Origin of the sequence: Micromonospora sp. WMMA1949 (genome assembly GCF_027460145.1) — a bacterium.
GTDB lineage: Bacteria > Actinomycetota > Actinomycetes > Mycobacteriales > Micromonosporaceae > Micromonospora.
In genome coordinates this window covers 2,414,685-2,440,150 of record NZ_JAPZBG010000001.1, presented here as the reverse complement: position 1 = coordinate 2,440,150, position 25,466 = coordinate 2,414,685, and the positions used below count along the sequence as shown (strand labels likewise).

General features: G+C 74.4%; 26 protein-coding genes. 7 read left to right on the top strand and 19 right to left on the bottom strand.

From position 1 onward, the window contains the following. Positions 1–27 precede the first annotated feature (27 nt). The 4 genes from O7607_RS11450 to O7607_RS11435 are packed head-to-tail and all read right to left on the bottom strand — an operon-like array spanning position 28 to position 4,220. Positions 28–975, bottom strand: coding sequence for a MerR family transcriptional regulator (locus O7607_RS11450; protein WP_269703038.1), 948 nt, complete (start codon positions 973–975; stop codon positions 28–30). After that, a complete protein-coding gene (gene idi, locus O7607_RS11445; RefSeq protein WP_269703036.1) occupies positions 965–1,558 on the bottom strand; it encodes an isopentenyl-diphosphate Delta-isomerase in 594 nt (197 codons plus the stop codon). Before idi ends, O7607_RS11450 begins: the two co-directional genes overlap by 11 nt. Beyond that, entirely contained in the window at positions 1,555–3,036 is a 1,482-nt protein-coding gene (gene crtI, locus O7607_RS11440; RefSeq protein ID WP_269703034.1) for a phytoene desaturase family protein, read from the bottom strand. Before crtI ends, idi begins: the two co-directional genes overlap by 4 nt. Before the next feature lie 29 nt (positions 3,037–3,065). Further along, positions 3,066–4,220: a polyprenyl synthetase family protein gene (locus O7607_RS11435; RefSeq protein WP_269703032.1), complete on the bottom strand. Its 1,155-nt coding sequence runs from the start codon at positions 4,218–4,220 to the stop codon at positions 3,066–3,068. Positions 4,221–4,284: 64 nt separating this feature from the next. Here O7607_RS11435 and O7607_RS11430 point away from each other — a divergent pair, with 64 nt between their 5' ends. After that, positions 4,285–5,211 carry a phytoene/squalene synthase family protein gene (locus O7607_RS11430; RefSeq protein ID WP_269703030.1) on the top strand — a complete coding sequence of 309 codons (927 nt, stop codon included), beginning with the start codon at positions 4,285–4,287 and terminating at the stop codon, positions 5,209–5,211. Next, positions 5,208–6,530: a cryptochrome/photolyase family protein gene (locus tag O7607_RS11425; protein ID WP_269703028.1), complete on the top strand. Its 1,323-nt coding sequence runs from the start codon at positions 5,208–5,210 to the stop codon at positions 6,528–6,530. Before O7607_RS11430 ends, O7607_RS11425 begins: the two co-directional genes overlap by 4 nt. 432 nt (positions 6,531–6,962) lie before the next feature. On the opposite strand, the gene O7607_RS11420 is transcribed toward O7607_RS11425, so the two are convergent. Next, a complete protein-coding gene (locus O7607_RS11420; protein WP_269703026.1) occupies positions 6,963–8,063 on the bottom strand; it encodes a serine hydrolase domain-containing protein in 1,101 nt (366 codons plus the stop codon). A 92-nt stretch (positions 8,064–8,155) separates the two neighbouring features. Between O7607_RS11420 and O7607_RS11415 the strand changes: the two genes are divergently transcribed. Continuing rightward, complete coding sequence (locus O7607_RS11415) at positions 8,156–9,640, top strand: dihydrolipoyl dehydrogenase family protein (RefSeq protein WP_269703025.1); 1,485 nt, start codon at positions 8,156–8,158, stop codon at positions 9,638–9,640. Positions 9,641–9,644: 4 nt separating this feature from the next. Here the strand turns inward: O7607_RS11415 and O7607_RS11410 are convergent, their stop codons facing one another. Beyond that, positions 9,645–10,409 (bottom strand): crotonase/enoyl-CoA hydratase family protein, encoded by a 765-nt coding sequence (locus O7607_RS11410; protein WP_269703024.1) that lies wholly within the window; start codon positions 10,407–10,409, stop codon positions 9,645–9,647. An 83-nt stretch (positions 10,410–10,492) separates the two neighbouring features. Between O7607_RS11410 and O7607_RS11405 the strand changes: the two genes are divergently transcribed. Beyond that, the gene (locus O7607_RS11405) at positions 10,493–11,344 is read left to right on the top strand and encodes a Rieske 2Fe-2S domain-containing protein (protein WP_269703023.1); all 852 of its coding nucleotides are present in this window, start codon (positions 10,493–10,495) and stop codon (positions 11,342–11,344) included. Position 11,345: 1 nt separating this feature from the next. On the opposite strand, the gene O7607_RS11400 is transcribed toward O7607_RS11405, so the two are convergent. From O7607_RS11400 to O7607_RS11345, 12 genes are read right to left on the bottom strand one after another with little or no spacing between them, the layout of a single operon-like run. Next, positions 11,346–12,362 (bottom strand): LysM peptidoglycan-binding domain-containing protein, encoded by a 1,017-nt coding sequence (locus O7607_RS11400; RefSeq protein WP_269703020.1) that lies wholly within the window; start codon positions 12,360–12,362, stop codon positions 11,346–11,348. A 14-nt stretch (positions 12,363–12,376) separates the two neighbouring features. Next, a complete protein-coding gene (locus O7607_RS11395) occupies positions 12,377–12,808 on the bottom strand; it encodes a hypothetical protein (protein ID WP_269703018.1) in 432 nt (143 codons plus the stop codon). Continuing rightward, on the bottom strand, positions 12,805–13,278 hold the full coding sequence (locus O7607_RS11390; RefSeq protein WP_269703016.1) for a TadE/TadG family type IV pilus assembly protein: 474 nt from the start codon (positions 13,276–13,278) through the stop codon (positions 12,805–12,807). The genes O7607_RS11395 and O7607_RS11390 overlap by 4 nt, the downstream gene beginning before the upstream one ends. After that, positions 13,275–13,757, bottom strand: a complete 483-nt coding sequence (locus tag O7607_RS11385; protein WP_269703015.1) for a TadE family protein — start codon at positions 13,755–13,757, stop codon at positions 13,275–13,277. The genes O7607_RS11390 and O7607_RS11385 overlap by 4 nt, the downstream gene beginning before the upstream one ends. Then, entirely contained in the window at positions 13,757–13,966 is a 210-nt protein-coding gene (locus O7607_RS11380) for a hypothetical protein (protein ID WP_013283462.1), read from the bottom strand. Before O7607_RS11380 ends, O7607_RS11385 begins: the two co-directional genes overlap by 1 nt. Positions 13,967–13,991: 25 nt before the next feature. After that, complete coding sequence (locus O7607_RS11375) at positions 13,992–14,855, bottom strand: type II secretion system F family protein (protein ID WP_269703013.1); 864 nt, start codon at positions 14,853–14,855, stop codon at positions 13,992–13,994. After that, entirely contained in the window at positions 14,852–15,805 is a 954-nt protein-coding gene (locus O7607_RS11370) for a type II secretion system F family protein (RefSeq protein ID WP_433494703.1), read from the bottom strand. Before O7607_RS11370 ends, O7607_RS11375 begins: the two co-directional genes overlap by 4 nt. After that, entirely contained in the window at positions 15,748–17,286 is a 1,539-nt protein-coding gene (locus O7607_RS11365) for a CpaF family protein (protein ID WP_269703009.1), read from the bottom strand. The genes O7607_RS11370 and O7607_RS11365 overlap by 58 nt, the downstream gene beginning before the upstream one ends. Next, entirely contained in the window at positions 17,276–18,109 is an 834-nt protein-coding gene (locus O7607_RS11360) for a ParA family protein (RefSeq protein ID WP_269703007.1), read from the bottom strand. The genes O7607_RS11365 and O7607_RS11360 overlap by 11 nt, the downstream gene beginning before the upstream one ends. After that, positions 18,109–18,777 carry an SAF domain-containing protein gene (locus tag O7607_RS11355; protein WP_269703005.1) on the bottom strand — a complete coding sequence of 223 codons (669 nt, stop codon included), beginning with the start codon at positions 18,775–18,777 and terminating at the stop codon, positions 18,109–18,111. Before O7607_RS11355 ends, O7607_RS11360 begins: the two co-directional genes overlap by 1 nt. Then, entirely contained in the window at positions 18,774–19,727 is a 954-nt protein-coding gene (locus O7607_RS11350) for a hypothetical protein (protein WP_269703003.1), read from the bottom strand. Before O7607_RS11350 ends, O7607_RS11355 begins: the two co-directional genes overlap by 4 nt. Then, the gene (locus O7607_RS11345) at positions 19,721–20,287 is read right to left on the bottom strand and encodes a hypothetical protein (protein ID WP_433494707.1); all 567 of its coding nucleotides are present in this window, start codon (positions 20,285–20,287) and stop codon (positions 19,721–19,723) included. Before O7607_RS11345 ends, O7607_RS11350 begins: the two co-directional genes overlap by 7 nt. Positions 20,288–20,846: 559 nt before the next feature. Here O7607_RS11345 and O7607_RS11340 point away from each other — a divergent pair. Both O7607_RS11340 and O7607_RS11335 read left to right on the top strand, forming a co-directional pair. Beyond that, positions 20,847–21,623 carry a prepilin peptidase gene (locus O7607_RS11340; RefSeq protein WP_269703002.1) on the top strand — a complete coding sequence of 259 codons (777 nt, stop codon included), beginning with the start codon at positions 20,847–20,849 and terminating at the stop codon, positions 21,621–21,623. Positions 21,624–21,731: 108 nt separating this feature from the next. Further along, positions 21,732–24,107: a glycoside hydrolase family 65 protein gene (locus O7607_RS11335; RefSeq protein ID WP_269703001.1), complete on the top strand. Its 2,376-nt coding sequence runs from the start codon at positions 21,732–21,734 to the stop codon at positions 24,105–24,107. On the opposite strand, the gene O7607_RS11330 is transcribed toward O7607_RS11335, so the two are convergent. Next, on the bottom strand, positions 24,080–24,562 hold the full coding sequence (locus O7607_RS11330) for a hypothetical protein (RefSeq protein WP_269703000.1): 483 nt from the start codon (positions 24,560–24,562) through the stop codon (positions 24,080–24,082). The two genes, O7607_RS11335 and O7607_RS11330, sit on opposite strands and share 28 nt — an antisense overlap. A 115-nt stretch (positions 24,563–24,677) precedes the next feature. Between O7607_RS11330 and O7607_RS11325 the strand changes: the two genes are divergently transcribed. Further along, a complete protein-coding gene (locus O7607_RS11325) occupies positions 24,678–25,451 on the top strand; it encodes an SAM-dependent methyltransferase (protein ID WP_269702998.1) in 774 nt (257 codons plus the stop codon). The last annotated feature ends 15 nt before the right edge of the window (positions 25,452–25,466 follow it).

Here is a 25,466-nt window from a genome sequence, read left to right as displayed (position 1 = left end):
GACGTCGACCCGGAACGGGAGAGGGGCTCAGCTCGTCGTCGACTGGTCCAGCGAGTCCCGTACCGCCACGGCCAGCGACAACGCCTCGGCCAGGTCCACCGGCCGAACCACCCCGGCCGGCAGCGAGTCGGCCCGCCAGCCGGGCCCGGCGGCGAGCACCAGCAGCGGCCGGCGCGGTACCGCCAGCAGCGCGGTGAGCTGGCACGGGTCGGCCGTCGCGCGGATGTGCGACCACAGCACCACCGCCGCCGGTCCGGTCCGGTTGACCGCCTCGACCAGGGCCGGCACCGGTACGCGGGCGCCGAGCATGCGGTAACTCACACCGACCTCGGCCAGCGCGGCGGCGAGCGCCTCCAGCGGCAGCGAGTGCTGCTCCTCGTCGGCGCAGGAGAGCAGGATCCGGGGCGGGCCGTTGGTCGGATGGGACTGCGCCACTGTGGCGAACGCCTCGGAGACGCACCGGGACATGAGGTGTTCCACCTCGATCAGCGCGGAGGTGGCGGCGTGCCGCTCCCCGATGCCGGCGAGCACCGGGCGCAGCAGACCCTCCCAGGTCGCCACCACGCCGTCGGCCGCCAGCGCGTCGGCGATGGTCCGGCCGATGGTCACCGAGTCCAGTCGCATGGCGGCACGGGCCAGCCCGCGCGCCGCCGGTCCGGCCCGGCCGACCGGGATGGTGGTGCCGCCCCCGTCGCGTACCGTCGAGACCCGTGCCTTGAGGCCGAGCCGCTCGGGCGGCAGCACGGCCGGTGCCTGCCGCGCCCAGCGGGCCGCCTCGGCGGGCGCCACCCCCTCGTTGGTCAGCCGGCGCATGATCTCCAGGCGGGCGAGGTCGGCCGGCGTGTACCGCCGGTGATGGCCCGGTACGTGCTCGCTGGGACCGAGACCGTAGCGCTGGTGCCAGGTACGCAGCGTGGTGACCGCCACGCCGAGTCGGCGTGCGACGGCCCCCGCGCTCAGCGCCTCATCGGCCACCCGACCGCTCCGGTGCCTCGGTGGCCGGTACGCCCGGCCGGGACGCGTCGGTCGGGTGCAGCAGCCGGTTGACCACGCCGCCGAGCCACGGGGCGTACTCGCGGGGGTGGGCGTCCAGGTCGGCCACCACCGCGCCGGGGTCGACCCAGCGCAGGTCGGCCACCTCGTCCGGGTCGGGCCGTGTCACCAGGTCGGCGGGTACGTCGGCGCGCAGCACGTGGTCGTACTCGAACTCGACCCGTCCGGTCGCCGGGTCCTCGGCGTAGTAGAGGTAGACGCCGACCTCGGTGAGGTCGACCGGGTCGACGCCGAGTTCCTCGGCGAGCCGCCGGTTGGCGGCCTCGGCCGGCGACTGGCCGGGCAGCGGGTGCCCGCAGCAGGAGTTCGCCCAGCGCAGCGGGAACCGCGTCTTGACCGCGGCCCGCTGCTGCAGCAGCACCCGCCCCTCGGGGTCGACGAGGAGCACCGAGAAGGCACGGTGCAGCCGCCCGGGTGGCTGGTGGGCGCTCGCCACTGTGGTCTCGCCGAGCACCCGGCCGTCGTCGCCGACCAGCTCGACGAGATGTGTCTCCCGCTCGCTCACGACATCGTCCCGGTGATCCGGGTGGCGGCGATCTTGCCGCTGATCAGCACCATCGGCACCCCGACGCCCGGCTGCGTGCCGGAGCCGACGAACACCACGTTGTCCAGCGTCCGGTGCAGGTTGGAGGGGCGGAACGGGCCGGTCTGGAAGAGGCTGTGCGCGGCGGCGAACGGGGTGCCGGCGGCCATGCCCTGCGCCGCCCAGTCGGCCGGGGTGACCGCCCGCATCACCTCGATGCCGTCGCCGAAGCCGACGTAGCCGCGCTCCTCGAGCGTGCTCACGAGCTGGTCGGCGTACCGCTGGGTGAGGTCGCCCGTCCAGTCGAACGGCGCGCGCTCCAGGTTCGGCACCGGCGCCAGCACGTAGTAGGTGTGCTTGCCGGCCGGCGCCACCGACGGGTCGGTGCGGCTCGGGTTCGTCACCAGCAGCGACGGGTCGGTCATCAGCTCGCCTCGGCGGATCACCTCGTCGAACGTGCCCTTCCAGGACCGCCCGAAGTGAATGTTGTGGTGGGCGATCTTGCCATAGCCCTGCGTCGAACCGATGTGCAGCACCACGCAGGACGGCGAGTAGGTGAGCTTGCGCTGGCGGCTGGGCGGCAGCAGGTCCTGGTAGGCGACCGGCAGGTCAGGGTTGAGCACGACCGTGTCGGCGGGGACGAAGTCGCCGTCCGCGGTGACGACGCCGGTCGCGCGGCCGTTGGCGGTTTCCACCCGGGTCACCGTGGTGCCGTACCGGATCTGCACGCCGTGCTTCTCGGCCGCGCCGGCCATGCCGCGCGAGACCGCGTGGATGCCGCCGCGCGGGAAGCACACCCCGGCCACCGAGTCGAGGTACGCGATGACCGCGTAGATGGCCAGCGCGTCGTGCGGCGACAGGCCCGCGTACATGGCCTGGAAGGAGAAGATCCGCTGGGTACGCGGGTCGCGGAAGAATTGGTTGATCTTCGTCTGGAGCCGCCGGAAGGCGCCGCTCGCGAACAGCTTCAGCAGGTTGCCGGTGAGCAGGTCGGTCGGCGCGTCGAGGTTGCGCTCGATGAAGTCGGCCCGTTCCCACTGCCACAGGTTGCGGGCGTAGTCGACGAAACGCAGGTAGCCGTCCGCCTCCCGGGGGCCGCAGACGCGGGCGATCTCGGCCGCCATCCGGGTGGTGTCGGTGATGACGTCCAGCGTCGACCCGTCCGGGTAGTAGGCGCGGTACGCCGGGTCGAGCGGGGTCAGGTCGAGCCAGTCGGTCAGTTCCTCGCCCACCGCGCCGAGCGCCTCGGCGATCAGGTCGGGCATGGTGAGGACGGTCGGGCCGGTGTCGAACTCGTACCCGTCGACGCTCAGCCGCCCGGCGCGTCCGCCCGGCACCGGCTCGCGTTCCAGCACTGTCACCTGCCGGCCACTGCCGGCCAGGTGCAGCGCGCAGGCCAGCCCACCCAGCCCGGCGCCGACCACGACCACCCGGTCGGTCCGTCCCTTGACGGTACGCATTCCGGCCCCCTTGCTCGCGAAGTTGCTCATCATGCCCGCCGCGCCGTGGCGGCGGTGGCGAGGCCGGTCAGCGCGGTGCGCGCGGTCTCGTCGATCGGTGCGGTGCCGAGCGCGGCGAGCGCCTCGGTCACCCGCTCGGAGATCATCCTTTCCACCCGGGCCGCGGCCCCGGTGTCCCGGACCACGTCGGCCAGCCGGTCCACCTCGTGTGCCGACGTGACCGAGCCGGCCCGCTCCAGGACGCGGCGCTGCGCCGGGTCGGCGAGTTGCCGGGCCAGCATCAGCAGCGCGGTCGGCTTGCCGGTACGCAGGTCGTCCCCGGCCGGCTTGCCGGTGGTCTCCGGGTCGCCGTAGACGCCCAGCAGGTCGTCGCGGAGCTGGAACGCCTCGCCGACGGCCAGCCCGTACCGGGTGTACGCGGCGATGAGCGGGCCGTCCGCGTCGGCGCCGGCCAGGCAGGCGCCGAACAGCAGCGGACGCTGGACGGTGTAGCTGGCCGTCTTGTAGCGGGCCACCCGTAGCGCCCGGTCGACGGTCCAGTTCGCCGAGTCGTTCTCGCCGAGCACGTCCAGGAACTGCCCGGCGACCGTCTCCACCCGCATCTGGTCGTAGCAGCGGCGTACGTCGAGCAGCCGGTCCGCCGGGACCGCCGCGTGTGCCATGAGCCGGTCGGCCCACACCATGCAGAGGTCGCCGATGAGGACGGCGACGGCTTCGCCGTACCGGTCGGGGTCGCCGGTGTGCCCGGCGGCCCGGTGTCGGGCGGCGGCGGCCCGGTGCGCGGTGGGCAGCCCTCGCCGCGTGTCGGAGGCGTCCATCACGTCGTCGTGCACAAGCGCGAACGTGTGCAGCAGTTCCAGCGCGGACAGCGCGGGGAGCACCGAGCACAGCGGTTCCTCACCGCCGACCACACCTCGCCATCCCCAGTACGCGAACGTGGGGCGGACCCGCTTGCCGCCGGCCAGCACGCTGTCGCGTGCCGTCGCGGCGAAACCACCCATCGCTGCGTCGATCTCGGTGAGCGAGTCGACTTCCGCGGCCAGGAACGCCACCAGCGTCTCATCGACCCCTTTGATCAGGTCTTTCGTGAACGCGGCCAGTACGCCGCGGACCGGATCGTCCGTCGCCCCGGGCTGAGCCGGCGCGACGCGGAGCGCATTACCCGCAACTGCGTCGTTGGCCATGTGGGCGAGCGTACCCTAGGGTTACGAGTTGCGTCGATTGCTGCGTCGAAACTGAGGAGGGCCGATGGACACGGATCTGACCGCTGCCTATGACCGTTGCCGCGAGCTGCACCGGCGTCACGGCCGTACCTACTATCTCGCCACCCGGCTGCTTCCCGCCTGGAAACGGCGGCATGTGCACGCCTTGTACGGCTTCACCCGCTACGCGGACGAGATCGTCGACCGCACCGAGGACCTGCCGCCGGCCGAGCGCGCGGCCCGGCTGCGCGAGTGGTCGGATCGATTCGTCGCCGGGCTGCACGGTGCGTCGGTCGACGACCCGCTGCTCCCCGCGGTGCTGCACACCATCGCCGTGTTCGACCTGGACCGCGACGACTTCGCGTCGTTCCTGCGCAGCATGGCGATGGACCTGACGGTCATGTCGTACCCGACCTACGACGACCTGCTCGACTACATGGAGGGCTCGGCCGCGGTCATCGGCACCATGATGCTGCCGATCCTCGGCAGCTCCGACCCGGCCGCCGCCCGCGAGCCCGCCCGCCAGCTCGGCTTCGCGTTCCAGCTCACCAACTTCATCCGCGACGTCGCCGAGGACCTCGACCGGGGCCGGACCTACCTGCCCGACGAGGACCTGGCCAAGTTCGACCTCACCCGCGACGACCTGCTCGCCGCCAAGGCCGCCGGCCGCACCACGCCGCGCATCCGCGAGCTGATCGAGTACGAGGTGACCCGCGCCCAGGCCCACTACGTGGCCGCCGCGCCCGGCATCCCGCTGCTTCACCCCGCCTCGCAGGCGTGCATGCGCACCGCGTACGCGCTCTACGGCGGCATCCTCGACGAGGTGGCCGCGCAGGACTACGACGTCTTCGTCCGCCGGGCCCTGGTGCCGCAGCGGCGCCGGATGGCGGTGGCCGCGCGGGCGCTGCTCACCCCGTCGGGCACGCCGGTGCGGGTGCCCGGCCCGGCACTGGAACCGGCCCTGGCCGGATGACCGGCCGCACGGCGGTCGTGCTGTTCACCCGTGACCTGCGGGTGCACGACCACCCGGCGCTCGCCGCCGCCTGCTCCGCGTTCGACCGGGTGGTGCCGCTCTACGTGCTCGATCCGGCGTTGCAGAAGCTCTCGCCGAACCGCACCCGGTTCCTGCACCAGAGCCTGGCCGACCTGCGTGAGGCGCTCCGCAGACGCGGCGGGGACCTGGTGATCCGGCGCGGCGACCCGGTGGCCGAAACAATCGAGCTGGCCCGGAAGGTGGGCGCCGAGGGCGTCGGGCTCTCGGCCGATGTCAGCCGCTACGCACACCGCCGGGAACGCCGGCTGCGCGCCGAGTGCGAGCGGCACCGGATGTTCCTGCGCCTGTTCCCCGGCCTGACCGTCGTCGAGCCCGGCACGCTGCGCCCCGGCGGCGGCGACCACTACCGCGTCTTCAGCCCCTACTTCCGCGCCTGGCAGGGCGCCCGGTGGCGGGACGAGCTGGCCGCGCCGAAGCGGGTTCGGCTGCCCGACGGCGTCGACCCCGGCCGCCTGCCGGACCCGCCGAAGGGCGACAGCCCGGATGCCGCCGTCGGCGGCGAGGCCGTCGCCAGGCGCCGGCTCACCGCCTGGCTGCCCACCCTCCATCGGTACGACGACATCCACGACGACATGGCCGGCGACGAGACCTCGCGGCTCAGCCCGTACCTGCGCTTCGGCTGCGTGTCGCCGCTGGCCGTGGCGAACCGGGCGGGTGACCGGGAAGGACCCTTCGTCCGGCAGCTCTGCTGGCGCGACTTCTACCACCAGGTGGTGGCCGGTTTCCCCGACCTGTCCACGGTCGCCTACCGGCGCGGCGCCCGCGAGGAGTGGCGCGAAGACGCGCACGCGCTCGACGCCTGGACCGAGGGGCGTACCGGCATGCCGATCGTGGACGCCGGCATGCGCCAGTTGCGCGCCGAGGGCTGGATGCACAACCGGGCGCGGCTGATCACCGCCGGCTACCTGACCAAGCACCTCGGGCTGGACTGGCGGCCCGGCCTGGAGGTCTTCTTCCGCCGGCTGCTCGACGGCGACCGGGTCAACAACTCGGGCAACTGGCAGTGGGTGGCCGGCACCGGCAACGACACCCGGCCGTACCGCGGCTTCAACCCGGTACGGCAGGCCGAGCGCTACGACCCCGACGGCGTGTACGTGCGGCGCTGGGTGCCCGAGCTCGCGTCGGTGGCGGGCAAGGCGGTCCACCAGCCGTGGCGGCTTCCAGGCGAGGTGCGCCGCACCCTCGACTACCCGCCACCGCTGGAGGTGCCGGGCGCCGACCCGGTCTGGCTCCGCTGACGCCGCCCCCGGCCCCGCCGACCGGCCTCGCCGCCCGCCGACCCGCCGCCCGCCGCCCGCCGACCCGCCGCGCGTCGGCGTGCGTGGACGCGCGGGCGGTCGCGCCAGATGCGTCGCCCGCGCACGGTCACGAACCCCGTCGGCGCAGACCTCCCGCGCGTCGCGGGCCGGCCTCCTCGGTTACCGTCGGTGATCGGGTTACCCGCCGACACCGTTCACCTCTGGTCCCCTTTGCTCTGCAGCCATATCCGCATCGGTTGCCGAAAGTGACCGTCCCGGCCTCGCGCGGTTTTCGGACCTGCGAGGAAATGCCTGCTCAACGCGATGCTGCGCCGATGGCTGCAGAGCAAAGGCGGAATAGGGAGTCCGGGCTGCCCGGCCGGCCGAATGCGCTGCGTGACGAAGCCCGGCAGTACTGACTGTGACGGTCGGTCAGAGGCAGGAGTGCAGCGCCTCGACCAGGTCCTCCACTCGATCGTGGTCGGCCAGCCGGGCGGTCGCGTACGCGAAGGTGTAACCGCGCTCCGGGTCGGCCCAGGCGCTGCTGCCGCCGATCCCGCCCATGCCCCAGCTGCCGTCCGGCTCCCACTGCATGCCGAGCGTCCAGTCCACCGGTCGGTCCAGCAGCAGGTCCGGCCCGCTGTACTGCACCCGCGTCGCCTCCGCGACCAGTTCCGGACTGAACAGGCGTACCCCGTCCAGCGTGCCGCCGGCGAGCAGGCCCGCGTACAGCCGGGCGAGCCCGGCGGCGGTGGCGTGCAGGTTCGCCGCCGGGATCTCGGCGGCCCGCCAGAGGTCGCTGTTCACCATCGCGACGTCGCGCCCGCCCGGCGGGTTGTCCAGCGCCCGCGCCCGCAACGAGCCCGGCTCGCCGCGCATCGCGTCCGGCCAGGCCGGATCGGCGTACGACAGGTCGGCGCACCGCCGCCGGCCGGCCTCGTCCAGTCCGAAGGCGACGTCCAGGCGCCACGGTCCGGCGATCTCCTCGGCAAGGAACCGGCCCACCGAGCGTCCGTCCACCCGGCGGACCATCTCGCCCACCAGGTGCCCGTACGTCCAGGCGTGCTCGGCCGCGACGGCGCCCGGCGTCCACTCGGGGTCGGCGGCGGCCAGGTCGGCGCAGAGCAGATCCCAGTCGGCGACGGCGGCGGCGGGCCGGGGCACCGGGAAGGCGGGCAGCCCGGCGGTGTGGGCGAGCACGTGCCGGACGGTGGCCGGGGTGCGGAACTCCGGCCAGTACGCCGAGACCGGCGCGTCCAGGTCGACCCGGCCCCGGTCGACGAGCAGCAGCAGACAGAGCGCGACCACCGGCTTGCCGACCGAGTAGACGTCGACGAGCGTGTCCGGCCGCCACGGCCGGTCCGCCCCGGAAACCGGTACGACCACGCCGGGCGGGACCGCCGCGGTGGTGCCGCCCACCAGCTCGATCACCGGTACGCCGCCGTGCCACACCGCCAGCGACGCGCCCGTCTCCCGGCCGGTGGCGAACAGGTCGTGGAAGCAGTCCCGGACCGGGGTGAAGCGCGTGTGCATGCGGCCACGGTAGGCGGTCGCGTTCGTGACGAGCGCGGGAATTCCGGCCCGGTGCGGTGGTCGGTGTCCCGAAGGTGCGGAATGCTTGCGGAATGGCGGAGCCGGAACTGGTGGACGTAGTGGTGGTCGGGCTCGGAGTCGGCGGCGAGGAGGTGGCCGGGCGGCTCGCCGAGGCCGGCCTCACCGTGGTCGGCATCGAACGGGATCTGGTCGGCGGCGAATGCCCCTACTGGGGGTGCGTGCCCAGCAAGATGATGATCCGGGCGGCGAACGCGCTGGCCGAGGCGCACCGGGTCAACGAGCTGGCGGGGTCCGCCCAGGTGCGGCCCGACTGGGCACCGGTGGCGAAGCGGATCCGGGCCGAGGCCACCGACACCTGGGACGACAAGGTGGCGGTGGACCGGTTCACCGGCAAGGGCGGCCGGTTCGTCAGGGGCAGCGGACGGCTCGACGGCCCGAACCGGGTACGCGTCGGCGACCAGGTGTTCCAGGCGCGCTACGGCGTGGTGCTCGGTACCGGCACCCGGCCCTCGGTCCCGCCGATCGACGGGCTGGCCGACACGCCGTACTGGACCAATCACCAGGCCATCGAGGTGGAGGAACTGCCCGCGTCGCTGCTGGTGCTCGGCGGCGGCGCGATCGGGCTGGAACTGGCACAGGTCTTCGCCCGGTTCGGCGTGCGGGTGACGGTGATCGAGGCGGCCGACCGGGTGCTCGCGGTCGAGGAGCCGGAGGCGTCCGCGCTCGCCGCCGACGCGCTGCGCGCCGACGGGATGGAGATCCACACCGGGGTCAAGGCCGGCCGGGTCGGCCACGACGGCGGTGCGTTCACCGTGTACGCCGACGGCGCCGAGTTCACCGGCGAGAAGCTGCTCGTGGTGACCGGCCGCAAGGCACACCTGGAGGAGCTGGGCCTGGACACCGTCGGGGTGGACGCCGGGCAGCGCTACCTGCCGGTGAACGACCGGATGCACGTCACCGAGGGGATCTGGGCGGTCGGCGACCTCACCGGCGAGGGCGCGTTCACCCACATCGCCATGTACCAGGCCGGCATCGTGGTGGCGGACGTGCTCGACCACATGCGGCGTACCAAGGGCGGCCCGGACGCCAGCGGCACCGCGAGCGTCGTCGGCGGTGCGGCCGGGGTGGTCAGCTCGGTCGGCGGCGCGATGAGCGCGGGCGGGTCGACTGCCGCACCGGGCAGCGTCCCGGTCGCCGACTACCGGGCGCTTCCCCGGGTCACGTTCACCGACCCCGAGGTCGGCGCGGTCGGCCTCACCGAGCAGCAGGCCCGCGAGCGCGGCGTCAACGTCCAGGTCGGGTACGCCGACCTCACCTCGTCGGCCCGGGGCTGGATCCACAAGACCGGCAACGCCGGGTTCATCAAGCTGATCGCCGACGCCGACCAGGGCGTCCTCATCGGTGCCACCTCGGCCGGACCGGCCGGCGGCGAGGTGCTCTCCGCGCTCGTCGTGGCGGTGCACGCGGCGGTGCCGATCAGCCAGCTCCGGCACATGATCTACGCGTACCCGACGTTCCACCGCGCCATCGAGGACGCGCTGCGCGCGCTGAAGTGACGCCTCAGCCGGCCGGCGCACCGTGCCGGCCGGCCCCGTCGGCGAACCGGCCGGCACCGCGTACCCCGTCCACCGCCAGCGACTCCAGGCCGTAGGCCAGCTCGGTCGCCATCGCCTCCGGCTCGGGCAGCCCCGCGCCGTCCAGCACCGCCGCCCGGTCGTTGCGCAGGCACGTCTGCGGAGACCGGGCGATCGCGGCGGCCAGTTCCTCGGCCGCCGCGCGGGCCTCACCCGGCGCGACCAGCCGGTTGACCAGACCCATCGCGTACGCCTCGTCGGCGCCCACCGGCCGGCCGGTGAGGATCAGGTCCATCGCGCGGCTCTCCCCGATCAGCCGGGGCAGCCGGACCGTCCCGCCGTCGATCAGCGGTACGCCCCACCGGCGGCAGAACACGCCCAGCGTCGCGTCCGACTCGGCGACCCGCAGATCGCACCAGAGCGCCAGCTCCAGCCCGCCGGCCACCGCGTACCCGGAGATCGCGGCGAGCACCGGCTTGGACAGTCGCATCCGGGTGGGGCCCATCGGCCCGTCGCCGTCGGGCTCGACCCGGTTGCCGCGCGCCGTGCCGACGGCCTTCAGGTCGGCGCCGGAGCAGAACGTGCCACCCGCTCCCCAGAGCACGGCGACCGCCGCGTCCGGGTCGGCGTCGAACGCGCGGAACGCGTCGGCCAGTGCTCGTGCGGTCGGCCCGTCCACGGCGTTACGCGCCTCGGGCCGGTCCAGGATCACAGTGGTCACGGCACCGGCGTGCTCGACGCGTACCCCCATGGGCTCAGCATGCCCGCGACGCACCTGTGAGGGAATTCCGGGGCGTCCGGTTTGGGGGCTCTCCTGCCGGGAAGTCGGAACGGGTGCGCGAACTACTGACGAAGATCGAACAGGCCACCGTTCTCGACCGGGTGGGTGACCGGTTGCAGCGCGCCGTCCAGGGCACGCTGCGCTCGCAGCGGGTACGCGACGCCCTGCACGGCGTGTGGCTCGGCCATCCGCTCCACCCCGCGATGGTGCAGGTGCCGGTCGGCGCCTGGATCTCCGCCGCCGTGGTGGACCTGCTGCCCGGTCAGCGCCGGGCCGCCACCGCGCTGGTGGGTCTCGGTACGGTGAGCGCGCTGCCCGCCGCGGTCGCCGGGCTCAACGACTGGGCCTCGCTCTCCCGCGACCAACGCCGGGTCGGGCTGGTGCACGCCGCCGCCAACACGGTCGGCCTGGCGTTGTTCGCCGGCTCGCTCGCGGCCCGGCTCAACGGACGGCACGGCCTCGGCCGGACGCTGTCCTACCTGGGGCTGTCCGCCGCGAGCGGTGGGGCGTACCTGGGCGGGCACCTCGCGTACAAGCAGGGCGCCCAGGCCAGCCAGAGCGTCTCCGAGCTGCACCTGATCAGCGACGGCTGGCACCGGGTGGGCGACCTGAGCAGCCTGCCCCGGCACGAACTGGTCACCAAGAAGATCGACGAGGTCTCGGTGATCCTCTACCGGGACGGCGACGACGTCAGCGTGATGCTGGAGCGCTGCCCGCACCAGAGCGGCCCGCTCGGCGAGGGCAAGGTCGAGCAGATCGACGGCCACGCCTGCGTGGTCTGCCCCTGGCACGGCAGCGCGTTCCGGCTCGACGGCGGCGAGGTGATGCACGGCCCGGCCGCGAACGACCAGATCGTGCTGCCCAGCCGCGTGGTCGCCGGCCGGGTCGAGGCCCGGCTGCCCTGAGTCAGTCCCGCCGGTGCCGTCCGCTGGACAGCGCACGGGCGGGCACCGGCCGCTTGCGCAGCCCGAGCAGCGCGCCGATCTGCGCACCCACGATGCTCGCCACGGCCAGCACCGCCGAGATGGCCAGCGGACGGTTGATGCCCTCCTCGGCGGTGGCCCGGGACGCGCCCGCCGACATGGCCGGCGGCTGTGCGACAGGTGCCTCCACCGTCGGCGTCGCGTCGCGTGGCGTGGGCTTCGGCTTGGCCTTCGGGGTGGTCGACGAGGCGCCACCACCGCCCGGCTTCGCCGGTGCCGTCTCGGCCGGCTTGGTGACCACGATCCGTCCGGCGGCGTGCCGCCGGGCACCCGAATCCGTCGCGCCGTCCGGCAGCGTGATGAGCTGACCGGGGCGGATCCGGTCCGGGTCGGCGAGCCGGTTCAATCGCGCCAGCTCCTTGTACCTGTCGAAGTCGTCCAGGTAGCGGTCCGCCACCTCGCCCAGGTAGTCGCCCTTCGCCACCCGGTACACGGCCGGGTCGCCCACCTTCGGCGCGACCGGGGCCGGGGCCGCGACCTGACTCGCGGCCACCGCCGGTGAGGTGACGGCGGCGACCGCCGGTTGCGGGGCGGTCAGCGCGGCGGCGCTCGCCGCGGCCGGGCTCGCGACCAGGATCAGCGCCACTGACCCGACGAGCGCGGCGGCGGCCTTCTGCTGGCGGTGCATGCCGGGCAGCTTCGGTGCCGGCCGCCGTACCGCCGCCGCGAGCAGTTCCACCACGACGGAGAACGCGAACGTGGCCCAGCCGAACCAGCCCACCACCGCCAGCGCGCGCAGGAACAGCTGGCCGTCGTCGCGGCTGGTCAACGCCGTACCGATCTCGGCGAACGTGGGCAGGTGATCCGGCAGTGGATTGCCGGCGAACGCCAGCAACGCGACCGGCCCGCCGGCCAGCACCCCGACGAGCACGACGAGGGCGCCGAGCCCGGTGAGGACCTGGCCGGCGCGGCGGACGGGGGAGCGTCGGGGTGCACGCATGGCGGCCTTCCTTCCTACGGTGGGCCGGTGAGCGCCCGAGCGGTGGCCTCACCGGAGACGATGGCGGTGTTCTGCACGCCGAACAGACCCAGCAGGTCCCGGCTGTAGGTGATCTGCACGCGTACCCGGATCTGGGTCTCGGCGCCGACCACGGGGAAGTCGACCTCGTGGTCCCGGACGCCGCCCGCGGCGTCGAGGTAGGCGGCGACCGCGGCGCGGGCGGCGACCTGGTCGATCCGCTTCGGACCGCCCTCGATGGCCCGCGCGCGGTCGATCATCTGGCCGCCCGCGCGGGCCGCCTCGGCGGCCAGGTTGTCCGCGCGCTGCAGCGTGCGCAGTTGACCGGCGCCGTCGTAGGCGAGGCTGATGATCGCCAGCACGCCGGTCATCGCCACGGCCAGGAAGAGACTCACCCGGCCGTTCTCCGCCGCGCGTCGCCCGGTCATCCGCGGCTCCGGTAGGTGTCCAGCGGCGAGGTGAATCTCGCCGAAACGGTCTTGCCGCCCGGCACGCCCGGCAGGCCGGGCGCGCTCAGGTCGTCGAAGGAGACGGTGCAGGTCACGGTGACCGTCACGGTCGCCGGCACGCCTGCGGCGCTCTGGTACGCGGCGGCGAAGCTCGTCGTCGTCCCGGCCACCGAGCCCGCGAGGTCGATCCGGGGCGGGCCGGTGCAGTTCAGCCCCGCCCAGCCGAGCTGGTCGAGTGCGGCCTCCTCGGCGGCCTCCGCACCGTCGTCGGCGGTGCGGGCGAGCGAGGCGGCCCGGGCGGCGTCGTGGGCCGCCGACTCCACCGCCTCGTCCGCGACAGCGGTCCGCCCGGCGACGCCGGCCAGCACCATCAGTCCGATGAAGGCGGGCGCGAGCACCGCCACCTCGATCGAGACGGAACCCCGGTCCCGCCGCGCCCCGGCGCTCATCCGGTGGTCCACCGTTCGGCCGGGCCGTGCGCGGTCTGCGTGACCTCGAACGACACGCCCGGGATGACCGACAGGGAGCGTCCCCGCACCGTGCAGGTGACGTCGGTGGCCGTCTCGACGCAGGTCGGGCCGGTCTGCTCCCAGCCGACCAGCCAGTCCCCGGACTGCTGCAGGAAGCTGATCGCCCGCTGGCGGCCGGCGTCCGGCCCGGCGTCGATCGTGCGCTGGGCGTTCACCGCGGTCTGCGCGGCGTTGAGCGCTGTGGACCGGGCCACGAACCAGACGGCGACCTGGATCGAGCCGAACAGCATCACCAGGATCACCGGCATCACCACGGCCAGCTCGACCGGGTTGGCGCCCCGCTCACCCTCGGCCAGGCGGGCGCGCAGGGCAGCGGCGAACCGCCCCCGACCGGGCGGGCCGGCGGGCCGGCCGGCAGACGCCGGCCGGCTCCGGACCGTACGGGCGGGGCGCGGCATCACGGGGCCTGCGGCGCCGTGTTGTTCGGGATGGCGTTCATCCAGTTGTTCGCCTTGGCCAGGGCGAGCCCGGTGACCGCCATGGCCACCGCGACCAGCCCGAAGATGATCACCGCGGTCGGTACCGGGCTGTCGCCGCGCTCGGAGTCCCGGCGCAGCTCGGCGAGGCGGGTGCTCACCGCCACGTACAGGTAGGCGTAGAGGTGCATGGTCGTCTCCTTCTCGAAGGTGGGTTCACAGGCGGGCGAGGAACGGATAGACGGCGAAGCCGAGCAGGACGAACACCAGCAGTGAGCCGGGGATGTCCAACTTGCTGGTCACCCCCTCGGCCCGCGCCAGGTTGTCGGTACGGATCTGGTCGCGCAGCGAGTCGGCGCGGGACCGCAACGTCTCGTGCACCTGGGCGCCCTCGCTGCCGGAGGAGCGCATGATGGCGCCCACGTCGCCCAGCTCCGGGATGCCGATCCGGTCGGCCAGCTCCTGCAACTCGTCCCAGGGCGAGTGCATCTGGAGCTGGGCGAGCCGCAGCGCCTCCCGGATCCGGTCGAACACCCAGCCGTCGCAGACCGCCGCCGCGCGTTCCAGCGACTGGACCGGGCCGTGCGCGGCGGACAGTTGCAACGCCACCAGGTCGAGGTAGGTGCAGACGGCCTGCCGGAACTCGTCCCGGGCGGCGTCGGCCTTGGCCAGGACCGCGCGGTGCGCCAGCAGACCGGCGCCGAGCGCAAGGCCCAGGCTGGCCACCACCGGTACGGCCACCGGCAGCGCCACCCCGCCGACGAAGAGCACTGCCGAGGCGACCGCCGGGGTGGCGAACCCGACGAGCGCGGAGAGCAGCACGGACAGGGCGTACTGCTCGGGGGTGCGGTCGAGCAGGGCGAGTTGCCGGTGCGGCGGGCGCAGCCAGCGGGCGAACCCGCCGAGCCAGTCCGGCCCGGCGCTGGCGGCCGAGGGCTGGCCGGGCGGCTGGTGCAGGCGGCGCAGCGCCGGGCCGAGCGCCGGGGTGGCCGGCAGCGTCTCGCGGACGACAAGGAACAGCCCGAGCCCGACCGCGCACCCGCCGAGCACCGCGATCGCCATCTGCCAGTTGAGGATCATGCGATCGCCTCGTCCAGGTCGGGCGCCGGCAGGAACCGCGCCGGCCGGGGCGGCTGGCTCATCGAGCGCACCCAGACCAGCAGGCCGACGAACGCCGCACCGAGCACCGCCATCACGAGCTGACCGGTGACCGTCCCGTACGGACGGATGTAGTCGCTGTTCACCAGCCCGTACGCGAGCGTCGCCAGCGTCATGCCGGTGAGGAAGCGGACCGCGAACCGGGGCTGGGTGCGTTTGGCCTCGACCTCGCGCCGCGTCGCCACCTCGGCCGAGGCGGCGCCGGCGATCGACCCGAGCACGTCGCCGAGGCGCTCGCCCCGGTCGGTGAGGTGCAGGATCAGCGCGGCCACCACCTGGTCGGCGACCGGGTCGGCGATCTCGTCGGCGAAGGCGAGCAGGGCGGAGCGGGCCAGCCAGCCGGCCTGGAGGCGGGCGGCGAGCGTGCGTACCTCCTCCTGGATCTCCTCCGGCGCGGTGGCGATGGTGCCGATGATCGCCTGCTGGAGCCCCTGGCCGGTGGCGGAGATGTCCTTGAGCCGGCGGGTCCACTCGCCTACGGCTTCGACCCGGGCGATGGCCCGCTGCTCGGCCCGGCCCACAGCGAACAGCCACGGCACGCCCGGCACCGCGAGCACCACCAGCAGGCCGACCACCGGCAGCCCGGTGAGCAGGAACGCCGCCGCCCCGGCGACCACAGCGGCACCGAGCAGGAGCTGGTAGCGGCGCTGGTCGGCGCGGCTCGCACCGGAACCGGTCCAGAGCCGGCTCAGACCCGGCCCGGAGCCGGGCGCCGGACCCGGCGGGCGGCGGGTGCCGACCAGCGCGACCACCGTCAGCACCAGCCCGGCCACGCAGGCCGCACCGGAGACCAGGGCGATCAGTTCGATCTGCGTCACGACGGGCCTCCGCTCGGCCGCGCCCCGAGGCGGGTGTGCCGGGGCCGCCGCCACGCGCCCACCCCGGCCTCGACGAACCGGGTGAGCAGGCGGGCGTCGTAGCCGACGCGCAGCAGTTGGTCGCGGACGCGTTCGGGCAGGTGGCGGGGGACCGCCCGGCCGTCCGGGCCGGGGCCGAAGACGGTCGTCGTGGTGATCCGGTTGCCCTCGCCGACGCCGATGACCTCCTCGACGTGCGAGACGAACCGGTGCTTGCGCCCGCCGATCGCCGTCTCGTCCTCGACCGTCACGTAGACGATCAGGTCGAGCGCGTTGCCAGCCATCCGGCGGGCCTGGTCGACAGTCATCTCCCGGCCGTGGGACAGCGCCAGCTCGATGATGCGTTCGCTCACCCCCGAGGGGGTACGCGCGTGGATGGTGCACATCGACCCGCGGCTGGTGGTCATCGCCTGGAGCATCGGCACGATCTCCCGGGACCGCACCTCGCCGACGATGATCCGCAGCACGCCCATGCGCAGCGACACCGGGATCAGGTCGGCGATGCTGACCTCACCCGCCGGCCGCCCGTCCGCGCCGCGCTCGCCGTGCCCCTCCCGGGACTCGAAGCTCATCACCGCGCGGTGTTTGTGTCCGCGCCGGGCCGGCAGCAGTTCCCGGCTCTCCTCCAGCAGCACGTACGGCTCGTCGGCCGGGATCTCGTCCATCAGCGCGCGGATGACAGTGGTCTTCCCGGCCCCGGCGAGCCCGGCCACCATGATGTTCAGCCCGGCCCGCATGGACGCGCGGAGGAAGTCGCGCAGCAGCGGATCGATCATCTCGTCCAGGTCGGGCCGGCCGCCCGCGATGTCCTCCAGGCTCACCTCGAGCGTGTTGTGCTTGCGGATCACCGCGTACGGGCGGTGGCTGACGAGGAACACGGCGGCGAGACGGCTGCCGTCGGGAAGTTGCAGGTCGAGCGTGGGCTTCGACGTGGACAGCGAGCGTTCGGTGGCACCGGCCCGGCGGGCCGCCGCCTGGAGGATCTCCACCAGCTCGTCGTCGGTCTCGGCGATCGGCTCGGCCCAGTCGACGCCGCCGCCGTGCCGGGTGATCCGTACCTGGTCGCAGCCGAGGATGTGCACCTCCTCGATGCTGTCGTCGACGAGCAGCGTCTGGAGCCGGCCCAGCCCGACGAGTTCGGCTGTCACCTGGTCGAGCAGCAGCCGTTCGGAGTCCGCGGCCATCGGCGTGCCGGACCGGCGTACCGAGTCGGCGTACGCGGAGACCACCGCCACGGCCAGCCGGGCGCGCTCGACCTCCTCGGCGTCGGCGTCGAACTCGCGTCCGCGCTGCCAGTGGGTGAGCCGCTCGCTCAGCTCCCGCCGCAGCTCGCGGACCACCGCGAAGTCGACCCGGGGGCGTGGCGGCGCCGCCGGCGCGGCGGGCAGCGGGCCGGGTACGTGGTGCCGCCCGTTCGGCGGGGCCAGCGGGGGGACAGTGGAGACGACGCCCGGCTGCTGGACGCGCGGGTCGTGGGAGACCGGCTCAAACCGCACCGGACACCCCCGGCAGGCTCGGCGCGGTCACCGCGCGCGGTGTCGTCGCGCCGGGCCAGGCCAGCCGGGCGCGCCGCCGGTCCAGCAGCGCCCGGACCGGCACCTCCAGGGCGCCGGCCGCGCGCATCAGCGGCCGGTTCGCGCGTACGGTGCCGCCGTGGGCGAGCACCTCGGCGGTACGCGGGTCGAGCGGCAGGCGGGCGATCACCGGCAGCCGGAGCGCCTTGCTGATCTCGCTGGTGCCGTGCCCGTCCCCGACCACGAGCAGCCGCAGCGTGCCCGGCGGTACGCGGTGCTCGGTGAGGTCCCGCTCGATCGCGCGGGCGGTGGCCCGGGTGGCGGAGAGGTCGGGCAGGTGCGCGCGGGTGACGAGCAGCACCACAGCGGCGGCCCGCAGCAGCGGCCACGGTGGACCGCCCACCGCCAGCCGGCCACAGTCGACGAGCACGTCGTACGGCGGTTCGCCCCGCTCCAGCCCGGTGAAGTAGTCGGCGAAGCGCTGCCAGAGCGGGATGACGCTGCCGGCCTGGGCCGGGTCGACCACGCCCGGCAGCAGCAGCCGCTCGCGGCGGGGGGCGTCCAGGTCGACCAGCTGCGACCAGAACGCGTGCTCCAGGCTGCCGTCGCGCAGCTCACCCACCGCCAGTTCGCCGATGCCGCGCGGACCGTCCAGCGCGCCGCCGAGGTAACCGGCGAGGATCGAGCCGCCCGCCGGGTCGCACTCGGCCAGCACGAGCCGCCGGTGCCAGCTCAGCGCGGCGGCGAGCGCGGCGGTGGTGACGCCCGGCGAGCCCTTCGCCGAGACCAGGGCGATGATCGCCATCAGGCCGCCTCGGTGAGCACGAGCGCGATCCGGTCGTCGGCGGCGAGCGCCACGACGGCCGGCACGTCCCGTACGGCCAGCGCCAGGTAGACCACCACGTCGCCGTTCTGCGGCGTGGCGGTGTCGATCACGGTGCCCTCGAACCGGGTGCCGCCGCCACGGGACGCCTCCGAGCCGCCTCCGGTGGCGTTCGAGGGTGTGCTGACCAGCAGCACCTTGTCGCCGGGGTTCAGCTTGCGGGCCGGCACCTGCTCGGGCTCCAGCCCCAGCGCGATCTGCTGCTGACCGGCGCCGAGCAGCGGGGCCTCGGTGAGCTGCGCCGCGGTGAGCAGCGTGCCGGGGGTGAGCCGGACGGCCGCCCGCAACCCCAGCACCTCGTTCATCCGGTCGGCGGGCACCGGCCGGAGTTCCCGGCCGCCGGAGACGCGTACCGGCACCAGGTCGTCGGCGGTGAGCTGCTGTCCCACGTCGACCTGCCGGGCCACGGCCAGGTACGTGCCGGTGGAGCGGACCGAGGTGACAGCGAACGCGGCGCCCAGTCCGCCGAGGGCGATCAGCAGGACCGCCAGGCCGAGCAGGCCGGGGCGGACGCGTCGTTGCCGGACCACCTTCGGCGGCGCGACCGGGGCCTCCACCGGGGTTCCGTTGCGGGCTGCCACGACACTCATCGGGTCACCACCTGAAGCTCGTTGATCTGTACCGGGATGACGCCGCTGGACCGGCTCTGGGCGATCACGCCGCTCTCCCCGCCGCCGGACCACTCGACGGTCCAGAACGTCGTGGCGCTCACCTGGTAGGTGTCGGCCTTCGGATAGCCCGCGTCGAGACCGCAGTCGGGCGAGGTGGAGCCGGCTCGCGGCCCGTCGGCCCGGTACGGCGTGCCCGGACCGTCGCAGGTGACGTCGATGTCGTCGGACATGTGCCAGACGATCCGGGTCACCCGGGCGGTGATCCTGACGGTCAGCCCGCGGTCGGAGGCGGACGCCCTCAGCGGCCCGAAGTACGCCTCGCCCGGGCTGGCCCACATCCAGACCGGCAGCCCGACCAGGCCGGGGCCCTGGCTGCGCCGGGGCGCCACCGACGCCCGGGGCGGGAGCAGCGAGATCGAGGCCAGCGCGCGGCGGGCCAGCTCCTCCGGGTCCGGCGGCGCGCCGTATCCGGGCGGCGGGGCGTCGCGCAGTACGAGTTCCTGCTGGCCCAGGTCGCCGCCGTTGCAGGTGGCGACGTACCACTGCTGGCCTTCGGGCGCCTCGTCCTGCGGCTCGGCGAGCTTGTAGTAGCAGCCGTCGGCGTTGTTGAACCAGCCGAGCACCTCGTGGTAGCAGGGGATGACGCGGCCGTTCCACTGACACTTCGGCGCGGCGCCTCCGTTGCCGCCCCCGCCGCCGTTGTCCCCGCCGCCACCCGGTCCGCCCGGACCACCCGGGGTGCCGGGGTCGTCGTCCCAGACGTCGCAGTCGGTCTGCTCCGGTGGGCAGGAGCCGCCCGGGTCGGCGGCGCGGGCGGGTGCGCCGGTGAGCGTCAGCAGCGCGGCCAGGCCGGCGGCGAGGAGCAGCCGGCGGGGCGTCCCGGCCCGGGTCGGATGGGCCGGGACACCCCTTCCTCCCCAGGTCAGCACGGCTGGTCCTGGTGCGCGGCGCCGCCGTTGACCAGCCACCGGCCGTCCGGGAAGCGGACCGCTGTGGCGGTGGCGAGGTAGCGCCCGCCGCGGGTGCCGGGCACGGCCTTGCGGTTCTTGGCGTAGACGAGCCGGTAGCCGCTGGCGTCCAGGCAGTCCTGGATCTCGACGGTGGGTGGGCTCGCGGTCAGGTCGACCGAGACGACCTCAGGGTTGGAGATCAGTTTCCCGGTACGCATCGCGCCGTGCTCCTTCGCGTCGAGAATCGCCATTCGCACCCGAGTCAGCAGCGGGTCAGCCAGAAATCGGGTCAGAGCGGGATGGGACGGATCGCTGCGCGCACTGGCTGCCCGGGACGCGTCGAGATAGCCGGAATAGGCGGCCAGCGCCGCTTTTCCGGCGGCGTTCTCCTCGGCGCTGGAATGGCCGGCGGGTGCGACGGTGCGGCCGGTCAGCGGACCGGTGGCCGCCTCCGGTTCGGTGCCGCAGCCGGCCGTGCCGACCACCAGCACGACGCTGAGCAGGAAGATTTCCCATCGGCGGGATTGCCGTGTGCGCAACGCCGATCCCTCCTCGGTGCCGGCCCGGGGCGATCACGCCGACCCGCTCCGGGCATGCGGAAGCGCGCCCGGATCTGTCACTCCGGGCCCCCGTCGCCATCACTTGTATTGACCTGTACTGATCGCTGCGGATTCGGTGCCCTGACTCCTCCGACGCCAATTGATCGGGGGTTGCGTCGTACCCAAGGGGCGAGCATAGGCTCACGTCCGCCGATGCAACAGAGGCAATTCACGTGAACACGGTGAGTGAAGACGGGAGGTGGTGGCCGGTGTGTGTCACCACGATGACGAGCGGGCTTCCGCGGCGCTCCGGGCCGGCGGGCGTGTGCTCACCCGTACGCCCCGCGGCGGTGTCGACGGGCCGTCGGTATGGGTGGGGAGCGTGCCGCTCGTCCGATCCGTCCCGCCGCTCCGCCGGGGGTCACGCCGTGGCTCGTCCCGGCCGGTCGCGCGTCGCGCCACACGCCGCCACGGGCCTCCCCCGTCACACGTGGGCGAACGGGAAATCACTCTGCGTGCTCCACGATGGAACACACGGCGACCGGACGGGGGAGCCGGCATGACGGCCGAACGGGTGCGGCGTACCGGACCGGTGGTCGATGTCCGCCGTCCGGGCGCCCGGCTGGCCGCCGCCCTGGCGGTCGTACCGCTGCTCCGGTTGGCGGTGGCGCGCTACGCCGTACCGCCGGGGTCTGCGGACCGGACGGCGTGCGACGGCTGCGGCGCCCCGATCGGGCTGGACCGGCCGCTGCCGGCGCTCAGCCCCGCGGCCCGCTGCCCGGCCTGCCGGGCCCGGGTCGGCGCGGCGCCCGCGGTGGTGGAGGTGGCGCTGCTGCTCGCGGTGGCGGTGCCGGTGGTCGCCGGCGGCGCGCCCGCCGCGCGCCTGGCGCTGGCGTGGTGGCTGGTGTGGTCGGTACCGATGACGATCGTGGACGCGATGGCGCACCGGCTGCCCGACCGGCTCACCTGGCCGGCCGCCGCCGGCGCGTGGGCGCTGCTCGGGGTGGCCGCGCTGACCGGTCCGGACGCCGACCCGCTGGTACGCGCCGTCCTGGCCGGTCTGGCGCTCGGCGGCGGCTTCGCCGCGACCACGCTGCTGTTCGGGCGGCGGGGCTTCGGCCTCGGCGACGCGAAGCTGGCGCTCGGCGCGGGCGCGCTGCTCGGCTGGTACGGCTGGCCGGTGCTGGTGGCCGGGCTGATGCTCGCGGTGACCCTCGCCGGACTGGCCGGGGTGGTGCTGCTCGCCGCCCGGCGGGTCCGCTGGTCCGGGCACCTGCCGTTCGGGCCGTTCCTGGTGCTGGGCGCCGCCGCCACGCTGGTGCTCGTCACCGTGTGATCGGCCACCCGCAGGTGCGGGCGGGCAATCCCAGGGGTATCGAGTCCCAGCCGCCTCCCAGCCGGGTCTGGTTCGGTGGCGGTCCAGGCTTCGGACTCGGGAGGGCACGTGCCGCAGGGCGACGACGGTTGGCGGATCCGGCGCACGAGCGCGGACCTGGACCGGCTGGGCGAGACCGAGTCCGTCTTCGCGCTCGCGAACGGCTGGGTGGGCTGGCGGGGCACCCTCGACGAGGGCGAGCCCTGCGGCATGCCCGGCAGCTACCTCAACGGGTTCCACGAACAGCACGAGCTGAGCTACCCGGAGAGCGGGTACGCGTTCCCGGAATGCAGCGACACCGTGATCAGCGCGCCGAACGCGGCCCTGATCCGGCTCTGGGTCGACGACGAGCCGCTGGACCTGGGCACCGGCACGATCCGGCAGCACCACCAGGAGCTGGACCTGCGCGCCGGGGTGGTCCGCCGGGAGACCGAGTGGGTCTCGCCGGGTGGCCGGGGCGTCCGGATCCGCAGCACCCGCCTGGTGTCGCTGACCCGCCGCCCGGTCGCCGCGCTCGACTGGACTGTCGAGCCGCTGGACGAGCCGGTCCGGTTGCGGGTCGGCGCCGACCTGCTCGCCAACCAGCGGGTGCCGGAACGCGCCGACGACCCCCGGGCCGCCTCGGTGATCCACGACCCGCTCACCGGTGAACTCCGCCGCCACGACGGCCTCGACGGCGTGCTCGTGCACCGGACCGGGCGCAGCGGCCAGCGGGTCGCCGTCGCCGTCGCGCACCGGGTCGAGGCGCCCGACGAGATCGCCACCGACACCGAACTGACCGCCGACCGGTTCCGGCTGGCGCTGTCCGGCCCGGTACGCCCCGGCGAGCGGATCCGGGTCACCCGGTTCGCCGCGTACGAGTGCGCGGACGTCGACGGCACCCCGGCCGGTGAGCTGGCCGACCTGGTCGTCGCGGAGGCGGACACGGCCCGGGCCGACGGGTTCGACGCCCTGCTCGCCGAGCAGCGCGCCGCGCTCGACGCCGCGTGGGCCACCGCCGACGTCGAGCTGGACGGCGACCCGGAACTGCAGCTCGCGGTCCGGTTCTCGGTGTTCCACCTGCTCCAGTCCGGCCGCGCCGACGGTGCCCGGACCATCCCGGCCAAGGGGCTGACCGGCAACGGCTACGACGGGCACGTGCTCTGGGACACCGAGGGCTACGTCCTGCCGGTGCTGACGTACCTGGCGCCGGAGCTGGCCCGCTCGGCGCTGCGCTGGCGGCACGCCCACCTGCCCGAGGCGCGCGACCGCGCGGCGGAGCTGCGCCTCACCGGCGCCACCTACCCGTGGCGGACGCTCAGCGGCCGGGAGTGCTCCGGCTACTGGCCGGCGGGCAGCGCGGGCCTGCACGTCAACGCCGACATCGCCGACGCGATCCTGCGGTACGTGGCGGCCACCGGCGACACCGCGTTCCTCGCCGAGTGCGGCGCCGAGGTGCTGATCGAAACCGCCCGGCTGTGGCACGGCTACGGCCACTTCGACGACGGCGGCGCGTTCCACCTGACCGGCGTCACCGGCCCGGACGAGTACTCCGCGCTCGTCGACGACAACGTCTTCACCAACCTGATGGCCCGGCGCAACCTGCGCGGCGCCGCCGACGCCGCCGAGCAGTGCCCGGAGGTGGCCGCCCGGCTGGGCGTCGACGCCGCCGAGGTGGCCGGCTGGCGGGCCGCCGCCGACGCGATGTTCGTCCCCTACGACGGCAAGCGCGGCGTGCACGAGCAGTCGGCCGGTTTCACCGCGCAGCCGGAGTGGGACTTCGCCGGCACCGGCGAGGACGACTACCCGCTGCTGCTGCACTTCCCCTACCAGGAGCTGTACCGCAAGCAGGTGGTCAAGCAGGCCGACCTGGTGCTGGCCATGCTGCGTTGCCCGGGGGAGTTCACCGCCGAGGAGAAGACGCGCAACGTCGCCTACTACGAGGCGCGGACCGTCCGGGACTCGTCGCTGTCGGCGTCCGCGCAGGCGATCCTCGCCGCCGAGGTCGGACACCTCGACCTGGCGTACGACCTGTTCGCCGAGACGGCGCTCCAGGACCTCGCCGACCTCGGCGACAAGACCGCCGACGGGCTGCACCTGGCGTCCCTGGCCGGCGCCTGGCTGGTGGTGGCGCAGGGCTTCGGCGGGCTGCGCGACGACCGGGGCGAACTCGCGTTCGAGCCGCGGCTACCCGGGCCGATCACCCGGCTCGTGTTCCACCTGCGCCGGCACGGGCACCGGCTCCGGGTCACGCTCACCGAGCACGAGGCCCGCTACGAGTTGCCGGAGGGCGGGCCGGGCGACGCGGTGGAGCTGTGGCACCACGGCGAACGGCTCCGGGTCACCGGCGACGGGCCGGTCACCCGGCCGATGCCGCCGGTGCCCGATCCCGGTCCCGAGCCGCCGTCCCCACCCGGCCGGCGTCCGGAACGGCGTGCTCAGGAGGCGGCCGGCGGCGACGACTGAACCGGCAGGCCGGACATCCGGGCGACGACCTCCTCCAGCGCCTCGAACGCGTACGCCCAGTTGTGGCACTTGAAGCTGCGCAGCCCGGTGATCGGGGTGCGGCAGTCGGCACAGTGGACACCGGGGATCGCGTCCGGCACCTCGGTGTTCACGTACTTGCGTTCGCCGAGGATCACCCGCGCGATCATCGTGTGGTCGTGCACGCCGTGCAGCGCGGACGCGACGATGTCGTACCAGGTGACCCGCCGCCCGCACTTCGGGCAGTCCGGCTCGTCGCCGCTCACCCACAGCGGCGCGCCGATGCTGCGCGCCGGCATGTTCAGCAGCTTCTCCAGCCGCCGCACGTCCGCCTCCGGTGTGGTCCACCGGTGCCGCCCGGGCAGTGACGCGGGCGAGTCGTAAACGGCGCGGAACACCGCCGGCTCGACCTCCACTGTCTCCCGTCCACCTGTCATCGGTACCTCCTCGCGACGGCGTGTCCCACCGTCGTACCAGGTGGCGGCCGGGATCGGCCGGATCACCGACACGACGGGTCAGCGGTGTGTCGCCCAGAGTGCTAGACATCGAGACGTGACGGAGGCTGAGAACCGACCCAATGTCGCCCGGATGTACGACTACTACCTGGGCGGCTGCCACAACTTCGCCGCCGACCGTGCCGCCGCCGAGGAGATCCTGCGGATCTTCCCGGACACCGGCGTCGCCGCGCAGAGCAACCGCGCGTTCCTGCGCCGGGTCGTGCGCTGGGCGGCCGAGCAGGGGATTCGTCAGTTCCTCGACATCGGCGCCGGCCTGCCCACCCAGGGCAACGTGCACGAGGTGGTCCGTGCGATCCACCCCGACGCCCGGGTGGTCTACGTCGACCACGACGAGGTCGCCGTCGCGTACGCCCGGCGGTTGCTGCCCGCGGACGGCCGTACCGTGGTGCTCCGGGGCGACCTGCGGCGGCCCGGCGAACTGCTGGCCGACCCGACGCTGCGGGCCACCATCGACCTGAGCGAGCCGGTCGCGGTGCTGCTGCTCGCGGTGCTGCACTTCGTGCCGGACGCCGACGCCCCGTACGCGGCGGTGGCGACGCTGCGCGACGCCACCGTCCCGGGAAGCGTGCTCGCGCTGTCCCACCTCACCCTGGACGGCCTCCCGACGCTGCCCACCGAGCAGGGCACCGCGATCTACCGCCGCAGCAGCTCCCCGCTGGTGCCCCGCACCCGCGACGAGGTGGCCCGCTTCCTCGACGGGTACGAGCTGGTCGAGCCGGGCCTGGTCAGGGTGGCGGACTGGCGGCCCGACGGGGAACCGCAGGCCGCGGTGTCGCACGGCTACGGCGGGGTGGGCGTCCGCCGCTGAGCGCGGTCGGTCCAG

Coding starts and splice junctions, on each gene's coding strand:
- O7607_RS11340 (WP_269703002.1), top strand. CDS start 20,847: ATGACGGCCGAACGGGTGCGGCGTACCGGACCGGTGGTCGATGTCCGC.
- O7607_RS11435 (WP_269703032.1), bottom strand. CDS start 4,220: ATGGCCAACGACGCAGTTGCGGGTAATGCGCTCCGCGTCGCGCCGGCT.
- crtI (WP_269703034.1), bottom strand. CDS start 3,036: ATGCGTACCGTCAAGGGACGGACCGACCGGGTGGTCGTGGTCGGCGCC.
- O7607_RS11430 (WP_269703030.1), top strand. CDS start 4,285: ATGGACACGGATCTGACCGCTGCCTATGACCGTTGCCGCGAGCTGCAC.
- O7607_RS11395 (WP_269703018.1), bottom strand. CDS start 12,808: ATGACCGGGCGACGCGCGGCGGAGAACGGCCGGGTGAGTCTCTTCCTG.
- O7607_RS11360 (WP_269703007.1), bottom strand. CDS start 18,109: ATGGCGATCATCGCCCTGGTCTCGGCGAAGGGCTCGCCGGGCGTCACC.
- O7607_RS11400 (WP_269703020.1), bottom strand. CDS start 12,362: ATGCGTGCACCCCGACGCTCCCCCGTCCGCCGCGCCGGCCAGGTCCTC.
- O7607_RS11385 (WP_269703015.1), bottom strand. CDS start 13,757: ATGCCGCGCCCCGCCCGTACGGTCCGGAGCCGGCCGGCGTCTGCCGGC.
- O7607_RS11425 (WP_269703028.1), top strand. CDS start 5,208: ATGACCGGCCGCACGGCGGTCGTGCTGTTCACCCGTGACCTGCGGGTG.
- O7607_RS11375 (WP_269703013.1), bottom strand. CDS start 14,855: ATGATCCTCAACTGGCAGATGGCGATCGCGGTGCTCGGCGGGTGCGCG.
- O7607_RS11390 (WP_269703016.1), bottom strand. CDS start 13,278: ATGAGCGCCGGGGCGCGGCGGGACCGGGGTTCCGTCTCGATCGAGGTG.
- O7607_RS11330 (WP_269703000.1), bottom strand. CDS start 24,562: ATGACAGGTGGACGGGAGACAGTGGAGGTCGAGCCGGCGGTGTTCCGC.
- O7607_RS11420 (WP_269703026.1), bottom strand. CDS start 8,063: ATGCACACGCGCTTCACCCCGGTCCGGGACTGCTTCCACGACCTGTTC.
- O7607_RS11415 (WP_269703025.1), top strand. CDS start 8,156: ATGGCGGAGCCGGAACTGGTGGACGTAGTGGTGGTCGGGCTCGGAGTC.
- O7607_RS11410 (WP_269703024.1), bottom strand. CDS start 10,409: ATGGGGGTACGCGTCGAGCACGCCGGTGCCGTGACCACTGTGATCCTG.
- O7607_RS11355 (WP_269703005.1), bottom strand. CDS start 18,777: ATGAGTGTCGTGGCAGCCCGCAACGGAACCCCGGTGGAGGCCCCGGTC.
- O7607_RS11380 (WP_013283462.1), bottom strand. CDS start 13,966: ATGCACCTCTACGCCTACCTGTACGTGGCGGTGAGCACCCGCCTCGCC.